Origin of the sequence: Burkholderia sp. E168m23 (assembly GCF_016586125.1) — a bacterium.
Taxonomy (GTDB): Bacteria; Pseudomonadota; Gammaproteobacteria; order Burkholderiales; family Burkholderiaceae; genus Burkholderia; species Burkholderia orbicola.
The window spans coordinates 1-4,044 of record NZ_BCPP01000677.1 but is presented as its reverse complement, the minus strand read 5'-3'; the positions used below and the strand labels follow the sequence as shown (position 1 = coordinate 4,044).

Genomic DNA, 4,044 nt, shown 5'->3' with positions numbered 1-4,044 from the left:
GGATCTCGCGGGCGGCGGCACGCAGCCCGAGAAGGAAGCACCACGTGCGAAGGCGGCGAAGCCGGCGAGAAAGACGACGCGTACCAAGGCGCGATAACGCAACGGCGCACGCGTTCAGCGTGTGGATCGCCTATCGGTCGGCAGCCGGGGCGTGGATTACCGCGCGCAGCGCGTGCAATGCGTCAACGAGCGCCGACGCGAAAGGCGGATGCGCGGCGATGCCCGCCGCATCGAGCCGGCTTCCGAGGATCGGCAACGCGATCGAGGCGGGCTCGACGATGCGCGCCGACATCACCGACAGCGTTTCCCGCAGCGCCGCGTCCGCATGCGTCGCGCGCGGCGACGCGTTCAATACCGCGACCGGTTTGTACACGACGGCCTCGCATCCCACGACCCAGTCCAGCGCGTTCTTCATCACGCCCGTTACGCCGTGCGCGTATTCCGGGCTGGCGATCAGCACGCCGTCGGCCGCGTTCAGGCGGTCGATCAGGTCGCGCACCGCGGCGGGCGTCGGGTATTCGGCATCGGGATTGAACAACGGGAATTCGCCGAGACGATCGAAGCGGGCGATGCGCATGCCGCGTGGGGCAACGCGTGCGGCTGCATCGAGCAGCGCCGCGTTGTACGACTGCGCGCGCAAGCTGCCGCATAGCGCGACGATGTCGAGGGAGCGCTCGGAATCGGTTCGGGTTTCGTTGGCCATCGCGGAACGGGTGGGTAGGTGGCTCGCGCGGCGGCGGCGCGCGGCTCCGGCGAATTATCGCATCGGTGCGTGAGCCCCATGAGTCACGTGAGCCGTATGAGCGACGGGCCGCGCGTGGCCGACGCTCCGCACGGAATGTCGTTCGTGTTCGCCGCGCCGCACGTTCACGTTCGCATATTCGGCGGCATCGACGCCGGTCATCCCGGTAGCTTGCGCCAGTTCACCGAGGGTCCATCCGTTGCCGAGCAACAACCGCCGCGTATGCAGCGCGCCGTGCACGTCGTCGGCCACGGCTTCGCCGAGATAGCGCAGCGCGCGGCCCTCGACATCGACGAAGCCATGCCGGTAATCGTGCGCGAGCGCGGTCCACAGCCGCGCGGCGCCGACTGACTGGCGTGCGCCGCTGATCAGGCACAGGCCCGCGTCGAGCCCCCATCGATACAGCGTCGTCGCGAGCCCCTTGCGTTGCGCCGAGCCGCGCAGCCGCGTGTGCGGCGCGCGCAGGTAGCGGTCGGCGCGGCGCGGCAGTTCGGGCAGGCGGTTGAACACCGTGTAGCCGGCGAGCTGGCGCGCGGCTGGATCTTCGACGTACAGGAAGTATTCGCCGTCCGCCTCGCGGTGGCGGACGATCAGGCCCGAGCGGCCGAGCGCGATGGCTGGCAGGCCGTGCAGGCGATGGCCCGGCTGGTGGAGACGTTCATACAGGGTGTCGAGTTCGTCGTCGATGTCGTGCTGGGAATGCTGTACGTCGATACGCATGGCAAAAGGCGCCCGTCTCGGGCGCATCGAGAAAGGGATTCATGGCAACGGGGAAACGGAAATGGAAGCGGCCCCCGGGCTCGGCGAAGCGAGCCGGGGCCGCGAATCAGCTGGGGATGTGCTGGAAACCGGCGGCGATCGCGGCGAGGCCCGCGATGCAGAGTGCGAACAGGATCAGGACTTTGTGGATCACGCCTCTTTCCTCATGAATGCGCGGCGCCGGCGGGCGGCATCGCGGAGACGGTGAGCGGCGGGCACGGCCCGCACGGCCGTCGTGCGGGACGACGGTCGGGTGTCCGGCGACGGATCGTACGCGGACGGCCAGCACCATACGCGACGCACTGGGGGCGGGCAATCGGACTGGCGGAGAAAAGCGACGAAAAGCAGAGAATCGCGGTGTTTCGCGACAATTGGCCGCATGAGGGGGCTGTGGACACGCCATGATTCGCCACGAAGTCCGCGGTTGATCGCGTAGCGGTTTCCGGCAGCACCCCCCATTCATGCCGCGAGATCGCATACACTTCACCGCGAACGAACCCCACAAGGATCTGACCATGGGAGCGGGCCCGTCCACGGATCGCTGAGCCGCAACAACGTGCTTCACCCGGTTGTTGCGGCGATCTCCTCTCGTCGATGACTCAGCAGGCAGATTGCCGCCGGATTTCCCTTTTCCGAGCGGATGCTTCGTCATGCCTGATCAAACCCGAACCACGCCCGCATGGGCTTACTCGCTGCCGTCGGCCTTGCTGCTGATGGCCCCTTTCGATCTCCTCGCGTCGCTGGCGATGGACGTGTATCTGCCGGTGGTTCCGGAGATGCCGTCGGCGCTGCACACGTCGCCCGCCATGGTGCAACTGACGCTGAGCGTCTACATGGTCGTCCTCGGCCTGGGCCAGTTGATGTTCGGCCCGCTGTCGGACCGGCTCGGACGTCGACCCGTGCTCCTGGGCGGTGCGCTACTGTTCTCGGTGGCTTCGCTGGCGCTTGCAATGGCGGGCAGCGGCGGCGTGTTCGTCGCATTGCGCCTGCTGCAGGCGCTGGGCGCGTCGGCAGCGCTCGTGGCGACCTTTGCAACGGTGCGCGACGTGTATGCCGACCGTCCGGAAGGCAGCACCCTCTACAGCCAGTTCGGGGCGATCCTCGCGTTCGTCCCGGCGCTCGGGCCGATGCTTGGCGCAGGCATTGCGCACGGTTTCGGATGGCGCGCGATCTTCATGACCCTCGGCGGCGCCGGATGTCTGGCGTTCTACCGCGCGTTGTCGCGTTGGCACGAAACCCGGCAGCAGGCCGGCGGCAAGCCGCGGCAATCCGCCGTATCGATCCTGCGCAGTCCTTCTTTCCTCGTCTATTCGCTCGGTTTCGGCACGTCCATGGGCGCTTTTTTCGTGTTCTTTTCGATTGCGCCGCGTGTGCTGGTCGGACAGGCCGGCTATTCCCGCACCGAATTCAGCGTGGCGTTTGCCACCGTCGCGATCGTGATGATCGGTGCCGCGCGCTTTGCGCGATGGTTCGTGTCGAACTGGGGGGGGCCGGGCTGTTTCGTGCGCGGCGCCGGTGTCATGATGGCCGGCGCAACCGCGCTGGCGGCGTGCACGGCCCTGATGGCGCCGTCATTCGTCTCGTTCGTGATGCCGATGTGGATCGTCGCGATCGGCATCGTGCTGATGTCGTCGGTGACGGCGAACGGCGCGCTTCGGGATTTCGACGACGCGGCGGGGACGGCGGTCGCGTTGTATTACTGCGTGCAGAGCCTGATCGTCGGCGGGGCCGGCACGTTCGTGACGCTGGTGCTGCCCGGCGATACGCCGTGGCCGCTGGCGGCGTTTTGTTTCGTCGCGCCGACGGCATGCGTCCTCGCGCTCGCCGCATTGAAGCGTACGCGCGGATGAACGCGAATGTGCGCGTTCCCGGCCGGGTCGATGCATCGGCAGCCCGGCCGGGAAGCGGCGCGTCACACCGGCTGCCGCCCACCAAACGCCTGCCTGATCCGCGCGAACAACCCGTGCTGCGCGATCCATTCGGCATACGCGCGATAGTCGGGATCGCGCATCAGGTGACGCTCTTCCGTCTTCGCGCGCGTGTAGTAGATCAGGTTGACGGTGACGAGCCCCGCGCAGTGCATCAGCCCGAGTTGCCAGCCGAGCGGCTCGACGAACGGCACCGACACCATCCAGTACGACAGGTTCTTCGTGATGTAGGCCGGATGCTTCGTGAAGCGGTACGGGCCGGACGTGATGATCCCGCGGTTGGTGAGGTTGGAGAACCGCAGCCCGAACGAGATCGTGCACAGCGCGTAGGTCAACAGCAGCAGGATGATCACCGTGCCCCAGATCACGCGCAGCGTCGGCGCCGACAGCAGCCAGTTGTCCCAGAACATCGAGCCTTCGTAGCGGATGTAGTTGTTCGAGATCAGCGACCAGAACGGCTGGTAGCAGATCAGCGCGGCGACCCAGCCGAGCGTCGTCGGCTCGACGGTGCGCACGTGGCTGTCGAGGATGCGGAACGTGCACAGGTAGCCGACGGTGCCGAACATCAGGTCCATCGTGAACGACAGGTCGTACATGAACACGAAGGTCGCGATC

General features: G+C 67.1%; 5 protein-coding genes. 2 read left to right on the top strand and 3 right to left on the bottom strand.

Features of this window, described 5'->3' with window-relative positions; translation table 11 throughout:
• Nucleotides 1-130: 130 nt before the first annotated feature.
• Both JMF90_RS27275 and JMF90_RS27270 read right to left on the bottom strand, forming a co-directional pair.
• Nucleotides 131-703 (bottom strand): NADPH-dependent FMN reductase, encoded by a 573-nt coding sequence (locus JMF90_RS27275; RefSeq protein ID WP_011548344.1) that lies wholly within the window; start codon nt 701-703, stop codon nt 131-133.
• A gap of 54 nt (nt 704-757) precedes the next feature.
• Entirely contained in the window at nt 758-1,462 is a 705-nt protein-coding gene (locus JMF90_RS27270; RefSeq protein ID WP_172593276.1) for a histone acetyltransferase, read from the bottom strand.
• Between JMF90_RS27270 and JMF90_RS27265 the strand changes: the two genes are divergently transcribed.
• On the top strand, nt 1,461-1,709 hold the full coding sequence (locus JMF90_RS27265) for a hypothetical protein (protein ID WP_124591469.1): 249 nt from the start codon (nt 1,461-1,463) through the stop codon (nt 1,707-1,709). The genes JMF90_RS27270 and JMF90_RS27265 overlap by 2 nt on opposite strands.
• Before the next feature lie 442 nt (nt 1,710-2,151).
• Nucleotides 2,152-3,351, top strand: coding sequence for a CmlA/FloR family chloramphenicol efflux MFS transporter (cml, locus tag JMF90_RS27260; RefSeq protein ID WP_011548342.1), 1,200 nt, complete (start codon nt 2,152-2,154; stop codon nt 3,349-3,351).
• Nucleotides 3,352-3,413: 62 nt separating this feature from the next.
• Here cml and JMF90_RS27255 read toward each other — a convergent pair.
• Nucleotides 3,414-4,044, bottom strand: a 631-nt coding sequence (locus JMF90_RS27255) for an isoprenylcysteine carboxylmethyltransferase family protein (RefSeq protein ID WP_268906065.1), incomplete at its 5' end; no start/stop codon positions are given.